Raw genomic sequence first — 12,540 nt, 5'->3', positions numbered from 1 at the left:
GGGGTGTCGGGCCGCGTCGCGGGCGCCCCCGCCGGGGGCCCCCGGTGCGGTCGACCGCACCGGGGCCCCGGGCCGTGTGGTGTGCGTACCGGTTCAGCGGGACCGGTAGGCGTGCAGGGTGACGTGCTCGGGCTCGCCGGTGGCCGCGGAGGTGACGGGCGCGGTGCGCTCGGTGGCGGCCGTCGCCGGACGCAGGCCGCTCAGACAGCGCTGGGCCAGCTTCTGGTACTGGAGGGTGCCGTTGCCCTTCCAGGCGATCTCCTCGGCGGTGAGTTCGCGCAGCACCTTGGCCGGGCTGCCCGCCACCAGGTGCCGCTCCGGCACCTGGAAACGGGACTTGACGAAGCTGCCGGCGCCGACGAACGCCTGCCGGCCCACGACCACGCCGTCCATCAGCACGGACTTCATGCCGATGAGGCTGTCCCGGCCGACCCGGCAGCCGTGCAGCACGCTGCCGTGGCCGACGTGTCCGTCCTCCTCGACGACCGTGTCGGCGCCGGGGAAGCAGTGCAGCACACAGCCGTCCTGCACATTGCAGCCGGCCCTGAGTTCGATGTGCCCGAAGTCGCCCCGCAGGCTCGCGAGCGGGCCGACGTAGCAGCCCGGTCCGATGTCGACCGAGCCGATCAGTACGGCGTCGGGGTGGACGAACGCGGTCGGGTGCACGACGGGGACCGTGCCTTCGAAGGAGTAGATCCGTGCCATGGCTGGGTTCACCGTTCGTCGAGGCGGTCGGGGGACGGCCGGCCGGTCAGACCGGCGCCGGGGCGGTGCGCAGGGCGGCCAGGGCGTCGTACCCGTGGATCCAGGCGAGGTCGTCGGGCAGCCCGGTCAGCCGTTCGTTGCGGGCCTCGGCCTCCGGTCCGTCCGGCAGCTGGAAGCAGCCGGCGTTCTTGCGCGAACCGGCCTGGATCAGCCGGGTGCGGGGCCGGCGCAGCCGCTCGTAGCCGCGCAGCGCCCCGGCCACCCCGTCGGCGTCGGTGCCCGCGAGCAGCCGGGCCAGGACGACGGCGTCCTCCAGTGCCTGGTTGGCGCCCTGTCCGTGGTGCGGCAGCATCGCGTGCGCGGCGTCGCCCAGCAGCGTCACCCGGCCGGCGCTCCAGGTGCGCTGCGGTTCACGGTCGTAAAGCGCCCAGCGGCCGGGGTGGTCGCAGGCGCCGAGCACCTCGGTGACGAACGGGTGCCAGCCGTCGAAGGCGGCCCGCAGCTCGCCGGGGTCGCCCTCGGTGGACCAGGACTCGACCGTCCAGCTCCGGTCGGGCACGACGGCCAGGAAGTTCAGGGCGCTGCCGTCGGCCACCGGGTAGGCGATGAAGTGCCGGCCCGGTCCGAGCCACAGCCACAGCACCGGCTCGGCGAGTTCGGGGACGTGCCGCAGCCGGTCCAGCGGCACCAGGGCGCGGTAGCCGCTCGTACCGGAGAACACGGCCTCGTCGGGGCCGAACAGGTGGTGGCGCACCGCGGAGTGGATGCCGTCCGCGCCGACGACCGCGTCGGCCTCGGCGGCGGTGCCGTCGGCGAAGCGCAGCACGGCCCCGTCGGCGGTCTGCTCCACCGCGGTGCAGCGCGCGCCGAGCCGGACGTGCTCCGGGCCGAGCCGGGCGAGCAGGGCCTGCTGGACGGCCGCGCGTTCCACCGTCCAGAAGGGCGCTCCGAAGCGTTCCTCGTAACTGCCGGTCAGGTGGTGGGTCACCATGGACCGGCCGGTGCGCCAGTGCCGGAAGTCGGCGCGGACGGGCCGGGCGGCCGAGGCGGTGAGCCGCTCGGTGACGCCGAGGTCGCGCAGGGCGCGGTGCCCGTTGGCGCCGATCGCGATGCCGGCGCCCTGGTGGGTCAGTTCCCGGGCCTGCTCGTGGACGACCGCCTCGATGCCCTGCTGCCGCAGTCCGAGTGCGACGGCCAGGCCGCCGATGCCGCCGCCCACGACGGCCACGTACGGGCGTCTCGCCGTCATGGCGTCTCCTCCTTCTGGTTGGCCGGCGCCGGATCAGGGCGCCGGTGCGACACCGGTGAAGGTGCCGCGGTGGAAGACCAGCGGGTCGTGGTCGCGGCCGACGGCGCCCAGCACCCGCCCGACGACGAGCACATGGTCGCCGAGCGCCTGGGTGAGGTGCAGGTCGCATTCGAGGCTGCCGGGCGCGTCGGGCAGCAGCAGGCAGCCGGTGTGCGGTCCGACCGCCCAGTCGGCGGCCTCCTCCACCGGTGGGCGCCGCACCGCGGGCGCGGTCAGCGCGCCGACCAGCGGCCGCGCCCAGTTGCCGAGGAAGGACACCGCCCACTGGCCGGACGCCCGCACCCGGCGCAGGAAGGTGGAGTCGTCCCGCAGGTACATCGACACCAGCGGCGGGTCGAGGGAGACCGAGCTGAACGAGTTCACCGCGATGGCGTCGTGCCGCGTTCCGGCGCGGGTCTCGAAGCGGGTCGACACCGCGCACACGCCGGTCACGTACTGCCCGAGGACCTGCCGCAGGTGGGTGTTGCCGGGCGGCGGGACGGGCACTCGGGACGGCGCGGCGGGCCCGCCGGGTGCGGGGGCCGGGCTGCTCACCGCACGGCCTCGACCGGGTCGGCCGCCCCGGTGCCGGGCGCGCCGCCGCCGAGCACGGTGGTGTCCTTGGTGTCGATCAGGTCCGGGACCTTCCAGCCGTTCTCGTCGTACTCGGACAGGCACTGGTCGACGAGCCGCTTGTACTCGTCGAACTTCCCGGAGGTCTGCTGGGCGTGCAGCGCCTCGAAGCGGATCTGCTCGTGGTTGCCGGCGTAGTTCATCTCGTACAGCTCCCAGCGGGCGCCGAACTCGGTGCCGACCGCGTCCCAGGCCAGCTTCATCAGCTTGACCCGGTCGATCGCCTCGACGCCCAGGCCGCGGACGTACTTGTCGAGGTAGGGCCGGACCTCAGGGTTGGACCAGTCCAGGGCGTGGGAGTTGTTGTAGATCAGCGCGCTGCCGAGGTCGCGCAGGAAGATTTCCCGCACCTTCGGGAAGATGGACGAGGACAGCACGCGGAAGGCCAGCGCGCTCTCCCCGTTGGGGGTGACGGTGCCGTCGGGCCATTTGGTGGGGTTCTCCGCCATGGAGTCCACCAGCGCCCAGAACATGTTGCGGTAGGCGAGCACCTCGCCGAGCCGGCTCTGCACGCCGCGGAACTCCGAAGTGCCGGTGGTCTCCAGGCACTTGGCGAGCAGCCCGGTCAGGAAGTCCATCTTCACGGCGAACCGGACGCAGGCGTGGAACATCGCCCGGTAGAAGAATCCGGACCCGTAGAAGAAGTTGTTGGACTTGTCCACGTCGTAGCAGAAGACGTTCTCCCAGGGGATCAGCACCTGGTCGAAGACGAGGATGCCGTCGTTCTCGTCGAGACGGCTGCTGAGCGGCTGGTCGAAGGGGCTGCTGACAGTGGCCGCGGCGAACTCGTACGACGGCCGGGAGATGATCTTCAGGCCGGGGCTGTTGGTCGGCACGATGAAGTACGCGGAGAACTCCTTGGCGCCCTTGGGGATGGCGCCGTAGCTGCCGATGAAGATGTGCTGGGTGAGCGCCGCGCCGGTGCCGACCACCTTGGCGCCGGAGACCACCAGGCCGGCGTCGGTCTCCCGGTCCACCGTGAGCATCACGTCCCTCAGCTCGGTCAGCCCGCGGTTGCGGTCGATCGGCGGGTTGACGATGCCGTGGCCGATGAACAGCACGTTCTCCTGCGCCTTGCGGTACCAGGCGGAGGCGTTGTCCTCGAACGGCGCGTAGTGCTCCTTGTTGGACCCGAGGGTGGACAGGAAGGCGGCCTTGAAGTCCGGGGTGCGGCCCAGCCAGCCGTACGTCATCCGCGCCCACTCCTCCATGGCCCGGGCGGCGGCGCGCAGGTCGCCCGAGGTGTACGGGGCCTTGAAGTAGGGGTGGGTGAAGCCGCCGTTGCCGGTGTCGGTGGGGACGACCAGCCGGCTGTTGCGCTCGGGGTCGTGCAGCGCGTCGAAGAGACGGGCCACCATGCGGGAGTTGTTGCGGAACGCGGGGTGGCTGGTTACGTCGTCGACCTTCTCGCCGTAGATCCTGACCTCCCGGCCGTCCCGGAGGCTCTCGAGGTACTCGTCCCCCGTCTGCGGGCGCGACACGGACCCGGAGGGCCTGGCGGTACTGATCATGCGGAGTCACCTTTCGAAGCCGGTGGCGTGGCGGGGTGCGGCGCGTAACCACGCGGGCCGACGGCTCCCGCCGGCGGTGTGCGCCTGCCGAAATGCTCCAGGAGCGGGCACCGCCCCGACAGTCGGCCGCTGGGGCTAGTACGCGGGTATTAGTTCCGCCCTTCTAGCCTCAACGGCCCACTGCCCGCGTCCGGCGGGCCCGTGACAGGCTGCGCCCACCGCACCCCGCTCCCCTGCCCTGCCCTGCTCGTGCCCCTGCCCTCGGATACAGAAGGCGTTGAGGTTGACAGCGTGGACCCCCTGAAGCGCCCGTCCCCGACGGACTCCTCGGAACAGCCCGGCTCCCCGGGACAGGGCGGCGGTCCGCCGTCCGGACCGTCCCCCGACGCGTGGCGGGCGCTGCCCGCGGCGCAGCAGCCCGACTGGCCCGATCCCGCGGCGCTGCACACCGTCCTGTCGGCCCTGTCGAGTGCGCCGCCGCTGGTGTTCGCCAAGGAGTGCGACACCCTCCTGGACCGGCTGGGCGAGGTCGCCCGCGGCGAGGCATTCCTGCTCCAGGGCGGCGACTGCGCCGAGACGCTGGACACGGTGAGCGCGGAGTCGGTCCGCGGCAAACTGGAGGTCCTGCTCCAGATGGCCGCCGTGCTGACGTACGCGGCCGGCCTGCCGGTGGTCAAGGTCGGCCGGATCGCCGGCCAGTACGCCAAGCCCCGCTCGCGGCCCACCGAGACCCGGGACGGGGTGACGCTGCCCTCCTACCGGGGCGACGCCGTCAACGGGCTGGCGTTCACCGCCGAGGCCCGCACCCCGGACCCGGCCCGGCTGGAGCGCGTCTACCACGCCTGCGCCGCGACACTGAACCTGCTGCGCGCCTTCACCTCGGGCGGGCACGCGGACCTGCACCGGGTGCACGAGTGGAACCGCGACTTCCTGTCCCTGTCGGTGGCGGAACGCCGTTACGAGCGGCTGGCGGACGAGATCGACGCGGCGCTCGCGTTCATCCGGGCCTGCGGCATGAGCACCTCGACGATGCGCACCACGGAGGTGTTCGCCAGCCACGAGGCCCTGCTCCTCGACTACGAGTCGGCCCTGGTGCGGACGGACCCCGACACGGGGCGGCGGTACGCGCTGTCCGGGCACCTGCTGTGGATCGGCGAGCGCACCCGCCGGCTGGACGGGGCGCACGTCGCGTTCGCCGCGGACGTCAGCAACCCGATCGGCGTCAAGCTCGGCCCCGACGCGGCCGTCGGGGACGTACTGGCGCTGCTGGACCGGCTGGATCCAGCGCGCACCCCGGGCCGGCTCACCTTCATCACGCGGATGGGCCGGGGCCTGGTGCGCGACCGGCTGCCCGCCCTGGTGGAGGCGGTGCGCGCGGAGGGCGCCCGGGTGGCGTGGGTGTGCGATCCCATGCACGGCAACACCTTCACCGCGCCCAGCGGCCACAAGAGCCGGCACTTCGACGACGTGCTGGACGAGATCACCGGCTTCTTCGAGGTGCACCGCGCCCTGGGCACGCACCCCGGCGGGGTGCACATGGAACTGACCGGCGAGGACGTCACCGAGTGCCTCGGCGGCAGCAACGAGGTCCGCTCCGACGACCTGCACCTGCGCTACCAGACCGCGTGCGACCCCCGGCTGAACCGCGCGCAGTCGATGGACCTGGCGTTCCGGGTCGCGGAGTGGCTCAGCGCCGAGAAGCGGCAGCCGGGCCGGGCCCGCCCCGTCCGCGCCGCGGACCTGCCCGGGTTCGCGCGCGCCGCGGCGCCCGTCGGCTGAACCGGCCGCCGCGGACCTGCCACCGCCCTCCGAGACAAAGGACCCATCACCGTGCGGCACTTCGAGCACTTCCCCGTCGGCAGCGTCTACGAGCTGGGGGCCACCCGGCTCACCAGCGAGGACATCATCGGGTACGCGCGGGTCTACGACCCGATGCCGTTCCACCTCGATCCCGAGGCCGCCCGCTCCCCCTTCGGCGGTCTGGTCGCCAGCGGCTGGCACACCGGTGCCGTGGTCATGGGTCAGTTCGTGCGCGCCCTGCTCGCCGACTCCGCCTGCCAGGGCTCGTACGGCATGGACGAGGTCCGGTTCCTGAAGCCGGTGCGTCCCGGTGACGAACTGCGCGGCCGGGCCACCGTGGAGGAGGCCGCGCCGCACCCCCGGCGGCCGCACGAGGGCACGGTCCGCTTCCTCGTCGAGGCGGTCGACCAGGACGGGCAGCCGGTGTACCGGATGCGCACCCGGCTGCTGTTCGCCCGCGCGGCGGCCGGGACCGCCCGGCGGGAGGCGGCTGCCGCACCGCACTGACCGGACGTACGGGACGGTCGCCGGCCGTGCGCTCTCCCCCTGCTCCCGTCCCTCCCCGGTCTTCCCCCTCCGGGGAGGGACGGGACTTCCCCGTGCCGTGCCACAGCCCTTTGACCGTACGCACCGTTGCGTCTAGTCTCGGTTCGGTCGCCCGGCGCCGGAACGGACGCCGCGACCGACGCGACGAGGAGGACGCGCCATCGACGCCCAGCACCAGCGGGACCGGCCGGCCGGCCCGCCCGCGGCCCGCACCCGCAACGGCCCCCGGCGCAGCGAGGCCGCGCGCGTCGCGGTGCTGCGCGCCGCCGACGACCTGCTGATGGACGTCGGCTTCCAGGCCATGACGGTCGGCGCGATCGCCGAACGGGCGGACGTCGCCAAGCAGACCATCTACCGGTGGTGGCGGTCGAAGGTGGACATCCTCCTGGACGTCCTGGAGGAGGACCTGCGGGACCCGTCGTTCTGGCCGGAGCTGCCGCACCACCCGCACGCCGCGCTGGAGCGGTACGTGACCCATGTGGGCACGGTCTTCACCGAGTCGCCCACCGGCCGCGTCCTGTTCGTGCTCATCGGGCACGCCCTGCACGACCCGGCCACCGCCACGGCGCTGCGCGGCGAGGTACTGCGACCGCAGCGGCAGTACGACCGGGCCCGCATCCAGGCGGCGCTGCCGTCCCGTCCCGGCGGCGCCGCGTCCCGGCACCACGCCGACCAGCTGCTCGACCTGGTCGTCGGAGCCGCCTTCCACCGGGCGTTCATGACCGGCCGGCCGCTGGACACCCGGTTCGTCCGGCAGTTGGCCGGCGCCGTCCTGGCGCTCCGGGACGGCGTCCCGCCACCCGGGGCGCCGTTTCCCGCCCCCTCCGTCTGAAGGGCTGTCCCCAATGTTCCGGTCCCGTCGTACCCGTTACACCGCCACGGTGGAGGCGGTCACCACGATCGCCCCGCGCATGGCGCGCGTCACCCTGGGAGGCCCCGGCATGTCGGCCTTCCACTGCGACGAACCGACGCAGTGGGTGAAGCTGTTCGTGACCGATCCGCTGGACGGCCGAACCGTCGGCCGGGCCTACACCGTGCGCCGCACGCACCCGTCCGCGCCGCGGCTGGACGTCGACGTGGTGCTGCACGGCAACGGCCCCGCCGCCCGCTGGGCCGAGGCCGTCCGCCCGGGCCAGGAGGTCTCCTTCGGCGGCCCGCGCGGCTCCTTCCGCCCCGACCCGGACGCCGGCTACTACCTGCTGGCGGGCGACGAGAGCGCCCAGCCCGCCGTTCTCACCATCGCCGAGAACCTGCCCGCCGGGCTGCGCGGCGCCGTCTACCTGGAGGTGTCGGGCCCGGAGGCCGAGACCGAGGTGAGTCTGCCGGACGGCCTGGACGTCGTGTGGGTGCACCGCGCCGGCCGGGCCAAGGGCGAAACGCTGCGGGACGCCGTGCTGAAGGCGCCCGTCCCACGGGCCCGGGTCGCCGCGTGGGCGGCCGGGGAGTCCGGCGCTGTCCGGGACATCCGCCGCCACTTCCTGGAGGGCCTCGGCCTGGACCGCCACCGGGCCTACGCCAAGGGCTACTGGAAGCGGGACGAGGCCGACCACCGGGACCCGCTCGCCTCCGACTGAGGGCTCCTGGCCAGTGGAGCCGTACGGCCGGCGGCGCACCCGCTCCGTGTCCGGCGCGTCGGCCGGCGCACCGCGGACGCGAGGCCACGACGAGTCCGCTGCCCACGCCCGCACCCACGCCCTCGTCCAGGCCGGCACCGCGCTCCTCACGGCGGGCGCGTCCCGCGGCCCCGGGCCCCGGGCCGGACCACGGGACCGGGAGGGCGGCGCGTCACGAGGCCGTGGCCGGTCCGCCCCGTCCGGTCGCGCTCCGTCCGGTCGTCGACAGGAGCAGTACGGCGAGCCCGACGCCCGCCGCGGCCACCCCGCCCACGAACAGTGCGCCACGGGGGCCGAAGGCCGTGCCGACCGCGCCGACCGCGGGGGCGCCGATGACCGTGCCGCCCATCCAGCCGATGGACCAGATCGACATGACCCGGCCGCGCATCTGCGGCGCGGCACCCACCTGCATCAGCGTCTTGGCCGACGAGTTGAACGTGATGGAACCGGCGCCCACCAGGACCAGCAGCGCCAGGGCCACCGGCAGGCTGGGGGCCAGCGCCGCGGCGCAGATCAGCGTGCCCCAGATCAGCGCCGACAGCGACAGCGACCGGGTGCTGAGCCGCCGGCGTCGCATGGCCACCAGCCCGCCCATTACCCCGCCCGCGCTCATCAGCGCCGTGGCCGCGCCGTAGCCGGCCGAGCCGGAGTGGAAGGCCGAGGTGGTGAGCAGCGGCAGGCTCACCGGGAACTCCCAGGTGAGCACCCCGGTCACGTACACCATGAGCATCGGGTAGAGCAGTTCGGGGGTGCGGCGGATGTGGGCGAGACCGGCGCGGATCTGCCCGCTGCCCCGTACCTCCCGCTCGGCGGGGTACAGCTCCGCGGTCCGCAGCATGGCCAGGCTGACGAGTACGGCCAGGAAGGACACCGTGTCCAGGGCGAAGCACGGGGCCACTCCCAGGGCGGCGATGACGAACCCGGCGGCGCCGGGGCCGAGCAGCTTGGCCGTGTTGACGAAGGTGGAGTTGATCGCGATGGCGTTGGTCAGGTGCTCCGCGTCGACCAGCTCGCTGATCATCTTCTGCCGGGCGGGGCTGTCGAAGAGGTTGGTCAGGCCGAGCGTCAGCATGACCACGATGAGCAGCGGCAGTGTCACCAGATCGGCCGCGGTCAGTACGGTGAGCAGGGCGGCCTGCGCGGCGAAGCAGACCTGGGTGAGGGCGAGCAGCCGGCGGGTGTCGTGCCGGTCCACGACCAGGCCGCCCCAGGCGCCGAGCAGCGCGACGGGCAGGTAGCGGGCGCCGATCACGACGCCCAGCAGTGTCCCGCTGTGGGTGAGCTGCAGGGTCAGCCAGCCGACGGCGATGTTCTGCATCCAGTTGCCGACCACGGACGTGGTCTGCCCGAGGGTGTAGATCCGGTAGTTCCTGATCCGCAGCGAGGCGAAGCCGGCCAGGGGTCCGGCGTCCCGGTCCGGGGCCGGTCCGACGGGGGGTGTCCGGTCGTGGTGCAGGCGGGTCATCGGCGCACCGGGGCCGGGTCGTGCCCGGCCCGGGCGGGGCGGACGGCCGGGTGCGGCCGCGGCGAGGTCATGTCGCTCCGTTCCGAAGTGGTGACGCCGCCGCCCGCCTCGACGCGGGCGGCGGCCCGGTCAGGACCGCGTGGCGCCGGAGCCGGGTGTGCCGGTCCCGACGCGGAAGGCGATGGAGTCGGGGAAGGGTACGGGCACGCTCGTACCGGTGTCGGTGAGGTGGCCGGACCCCGGGGAGACGCGGAACAGGTTCACCGTGCCGCTCGCCTCGTTGGCGACGAACAGCCATCGGCCGCCGGGGTGAAGGGCGAAGCTCCACGGTGTGACACCCCCGCAGGGCACCCGTTGCACCTCGGTGAGCAGGCGGGTGGCCGGGTCCGTGGCGAAGACTACGAGGGTGTTCTCGCCACGGTTGGAGGTGTAGACGTGGCGGCCGTCGCGGCTGACGGCCAGTTCGGCGGCGCTGGTGGTGCCGGTGTGGTCCGGGCTGTTCGTCGACAGTGTCTGACGATGTGTCAGCTCACCTCGGGCGGCGTCCCAGTGCAGGGTCTGGAGGTCGGCGGTCAGCTCGTTCAGCAGGTAGACCGTCCGCCCGTCGGGATGGAAGACCAGGCGGCGGGGGCCGGAGCCCGGTGCCGTCGCGTAGGCCGCGGGGCCGTCGGGTGAGCCGGCCGACAGCCGGTGGGTGTCCTGGTCGTAGTCGTAGACGAACACCCGGTCCGCGCCGAAGTCCGCGACCAGCGCGTGTCCGCGGTGCGGGGCGACGACCACGTGGTGCGGGTGCGGGCCGGTCTGCCGCGGACTGGGTCCGGAGCCGGTGTCCTGCACCCGGGAGGCCACGGCGCCGAGCCGGCCGGCCGGGTCCAGCGCGACGGTCGCGGCGGCGCCGGCCGCGAAGTCGGCCACCAGCAGGGCGCCCGCGTCCGGGGCCGGTCCGATGAAGGACAGTCCGCCGCTGCCGGTCGGGACCGGTTCCGTCTGGACCTCGCCGATCTCGCGCAGCGCCCCGGAGGTGTCGTCGACGCGGAAGGCGCGGACGAATCCGCCCTGCTCGGCGCCGGCGACGTAGAGCACCGGGCGGGTGGGGTGGGTCGCGACCCAGCTCGCGCTGACCTGCGCCACCACTCCCAGCGGCGTCATCGTGCCGTGGCCGGGGTCGAAGCGCACCGCGTGCACCTGGCCCTGCCCCCAGGTGCCGATGTAGAGCAGGTCACCGGTCCGGCCCCGCGCGCCCTGCGCGGCGACGGCCGGCGTGGCGGCGAGCGGCGGCAGGGCGGTGGCGGCCGACGTGGCGAGGGCCGCCAGGACGGTACGGCGGGAGGGCCGCCGGCGCGGCCCGGGGCCGTCCTGGGGACCGTGCGCGAGTGCGTTCATCGGGGACGCCCTTCTCATGTCACAAGCCACCAGGATTGTCGAACAAAGACGCAGGGAACGTAACGCCCGCGACCTCCCTGAGCAAGGTCAGCGCCAGAAGAACCCATGACTTGCACCAAAAATCCCGATTGACCCCCTTACGCTTGTCAGACAAAGATTGCACATCGAGAGCGCCGACCGCGCTCCACCCGCGTCCCACCCCCGCATCCGCCACGAGCAGGCCCTTCGCGACGACCTCGGCACTCCTGTTGTCCAACAATCTTGGACGGGCAATCCGGGCTCACCACGGTAAAAAAGGTTTTTCCAGCAGACTCCTTGTAGCCATGAGTCGCCGGTGTTACGTTCCCGACACAGCTTGTAGGACAATCTCAATCGCATCCCGTCACATACGACCGCCGTCACCGGCGCGAGCGCACGGCCTTCTCGTCTCGTCAACGAGGGGGAGGTCGAGGAGACAGACATGTCGACCAGTCAGCGCAATTCCCACCCGGAGGCCCTCCGTCTCGAGGACGTCACCCTGCAGTTCCCCGGCACCCACCGACCGGCCATCGAGAACGTGTCGTTCAAGGTGGACCGCGGCAAGGTGGTCGCCGTGATCGGACCCAGCGGGTGCGGAAAGAGCACCATCCTCAACCTGGCCGCCGGACTGCTCACTCCCACCCGAGGGGAGGTCCACTACGCGGGCGAGCGGGTCAGTGGCGTCAACTCCGACGCGGCGTACGTGACTCAGCACTCCCACCTGCTGCCCTGGCTGAGCGTCAAGAACAACATCGGTCTGGCGCTCAAGTTCCGCAAGGTTCCCAGGGAGGAACGCGACGAGCGCATCGCCCACTGGGTGCGGCTCGTGGGTCTGACCGGCTTCGAGAACCACTTCCCCCGGGAGCTGTCCGGCGGTATGCAGAAGCGCTGCGCGATCGCCCGGGCGCTGATCTATAACCCGTCCATCGTGCTGATGGACGAGCCGTTCGGACCGCTCGACGCCATCACCCGGCTCGAACTGCAGCAGGAACTGCTCAACATCTGGCGCGAGCAGAACGGGACACTCATCTTCGTCACCCACGATCTCAACGAGGCCATCTACCTGGCCGACGAGGTCGTCGTGATGTCGAAGGGCCCGGGCACGATCCGCCGTGTGCTCCCCGTCCCCTTCAGCCGCCCCCGGCAGATCGGCGAACTCGTCGAGTCGCCCGAGTTCTCCGAGCTCTACAACGACCTGTGGAGCCTCTTCGCGGCCGAGCGGAAGGCCGCCGCGTAGCGCCGGAGCCGGCCGCGCCACCGGGGCCCGCGAGCCCGTACGGGCTCCCTCCCTCCGCCGCCGGGCTCCGTTCCCCGAGTCACCAAGTCACCATGCCGGTCGTGCCGTCATGCCCCCATGTCTTCTCCACTCCCATGACGTCATGCCCTGCCGCCAAGTGAGGTCACAGCTTTGATAACGATCACGGAAGAGATCGCCGTACCGAGTCCCCCCGAACGTGTCTGGGAGGTCATCTCCGACCCGTCTGCGGTGGTGTCCTGCATTGGCGGTGCCGAGTTGGGTGCGTCGCATGAGGACGGGTCGTTCGATGGGACGTTGGCCATCAGGTTTGGTGGTCTGCG

General features: G+C 72.8%; 11 protein-coding genes. 5 read left to right on the top strand and 6 right to left on the bottom strand.

Features of this window, described 5'->3' with window-relative positions; genetic code table 11:
* Positions 1 to 93: 93 nt before the first annotated feature.
* The 4 genes from AB0G32_RS39605 to AB0G32_RS39590 are packed head-to-tail and all read right to left on the bottom strand — an operon-like array spanning position 94 to position 4,137.
* The gene (locus tag AB0G32_RS39605) at positions 94 to 705 is read right to left on the bottom strand and encodes a transferase hexapeptide repeat family protein (protein ID WP_361175652.1); all 612 of its coding nucleotides are present in this window, start codon (positions 703 to 705) and stop codon (positions 94 to 96) included.
* Positions 706 to 751: 46 nt separating this feature from the next.
* Positions 752 to 1,954, bottom strand: a complete 1,203-nt coding sequence (locus AB0G32_RS39600) for an FAD-dependent monooxygenase (RefSeq protein WP_361175649.1) — start codon at positions 1,952 to 1,954, stop codon at positions 752 to 754.
* A gap of 33 nt (positions 1,955 to 1,987) precedes the next feature.
* The gene (locus AB0G32_RS39595) at positions 1,988 to 2,548 is read right to left on the bottom strand and encodes a flavin reductase family protein (RefSeq protein WP_361175646.1); all 561 of its coding nucleotides are present in this window, start codon (positions 2,546 to 2,548) and stop codon (positions 1,988 to 1,990) included.
* Complete coding sequence (locus AB0G32_RS39590) at positions 2,545 to 4,137, bottom strand: 4-hydroxyphenylacetate 3-hydroxylase N-terminal domain-containing protein (RefSeq protein WP_361175643.1); 1,593 nt, start codon at positions 4,135 to 4,137, stop codon at positions 2,545 to 2,547. The genes AB0G32_RS39595 and AB0G32_RS39590 overlap by 4 nt, the downstream gene beginning before the upstream one ends.
* A gap of 291 nt (positions 4,138 to 4,428) precedes the next feature.
* Between AB0G32_RS39590 and AB0G32_RS39585 the strand changes: the two genes are divergently transcribed.
* The 4 genes from AB0G32_RS39585 to AB0G32_RS39570 all read left to right on the top strand — a co-directional run bounded on the left by AB0G32_RS39585 (position 4,429) and on the right by AB0G32_RS39570 (position 8,057).
* Positions 4,429 to 5,916 carry a class II 3-deoxy-7-phosphoheptulonate synthase gene (locus tag AB0G32_RS39585; RefSeq protein WP_361175639.1) on the top strand — a complete coding sequence of 496 codons (1,488 nt, stop codon included), beginning with the start codon at positions 4,429 to 4,431 and terminating at the stop codon, positions 5,914 to 5,916.
* Positions 5,917 to 5,967: 51 nt separating this feature from the next.
* The gene (locus AB0G32_RS39580) at positions 5,968 to 6,444 is read left to right on the top strand and encodes a MaoC family dehydratase (protein WP_361175637.1); all 477 of its coding nucleotides are present in this window, start codon (positions 5,968 to 5,970) and stop codon (positions 6,442 to 6,444) included.
* Between the two features lie 292 nt (positions 6,445 to 6,736).
* On the top strand, positions 6,737 to 7,315 hold the full coding sequence (locus AB0G32_RS39575) for a TetR/AcrR family transcriptional regulator (RefSeq protein ID WP_361175634.1): 579 nt from the start codon (positions 6,737 to 6,739) through the stop codon (positions 7,313 to 7,315).
* A gap of 13 nt (positions 7,316 to 7,328) precedes the next feature.
* A complete protein-coding gene (locus tag AB0G32_RS39570) occupies positions 7,329 to 8,057 on the top strand; it encodes a siderophore-interacting protein (RefSeq protein WP_361175631.1) in 729 nt (242 codons plus the stop codon).
* Positions 8,058 to 8,268: 211 nt separating this feature from the next.
* Here the strand turns inward: AB0G32_RS39570 and AB0G32_RS39565 are convergent, their stop codons facing one another.
* On the bottom strand, positions 8,269 to 9,561 hold the full coding sequence (locus tag AB0G32_RS39565) for an MFS transporter (protein WP_361175628.1): 1,293 nt from the start codon (positions 9,559 to 9,561) through the stop codon (positions 8,269 to 8,271).
* A gap of 129 nt (positions 9,562 to 9,690) precedes the next feature.
* Positions 9,691 to 10,944 carry a lactonase family protein gene (locus AB0G32_RS39560; protein ID WP_361175625.1) on the bottom strand — a complete coding sequence of 418 codons (1,254 nt, stop codon included), beginning with the start codon at positions 10,942 to 10,944 and terminating at the stop codon, positions 9,691 to 9,693.
* A 460-nt stretch (positions 10,945 to 11,404) separates the two neighbouring features.
* On the opposite strand from AB0G32_RS39560, the gene AB0G32_RS39555 reads away from it, so the two are divergent.
* Positions 11,405 to 12,199, top strand: coding sequence for an ABC transporter ATP-binding protein (locus tag AB0G32_RS39555; protein ID WP_361175622.1), 795 nt, complete (start codon positions 11,405 to 11,407; stop codon positions 12,197 to 12,199).
* Positions 12,200 to 12,540: the final 341 nt, after the last annotated feature.

Origin of the sequence: Streptomyces sp. NPDC023723 (assembly GCF_040639815.1) — a bacterium.
GTDB lineage: Bacteria > Actinomycetota > Actinomycetes > Streptomycetales > Streptomycetaceae > Streptomyces.
This window is presented reverse-complemented; position numbering and strand designations above follow the sequence as displayed.

Bases quoted from the DNA above. Each gene is read 5' to 3' on its own strand.
- AB0G32_RS39590 (WP_361175643.1), bottom strand. From the start codon at position 4,137: ATGATCAGTACCGCCAGGCCCTCCGGGTCCGTGTCGCGCCCGCAGACG.
- AB0G32_RS39560 (WP_361175625.1), bottom strand. From the start codon at position 10,944: ATGAACGCACTCGCGCACGGTCCCCAGGACGGCCCCGGGCCGCGCCGG.
- AB0G32_RS39600 (WP_361175649.1), bottom strand. From the start codon at position 1,954: ATGACGGCGAGACGCCCGTACGTGGCCGTCGTGGGCGGCGGCATCGGC.
- AB0G32_RS39565 (WP_361175628.1), bottom strand. From the start codon at position 9,561: ATGACCCGCCTGCACCACGACCGGACACCCCCCGTCGGACCGGCCCCG.
- AB0G32_RS39570 (WP_361175631.1), top strand. From the start codon at position 7,329: ATGTTCCGGTCCCGTCGTACCCGTTACACCGCCACGGTGGAGGCGGTC.
- AB0G32_RS39555 (WP_361175622.1), top strand. From the start codon at position 11,405: ATGTCGACCAGTCAGCGCAATTCCCACCCGGAGGCCCTCCGTCTCGAG.
- AB0G32_RS39605 (WP_361175652.1), bottom strand. From the start codon at position 705: ATGGCACGGATCTACTCCTTCGAAGGCACGGTCCCCGTCGTGCACCCG.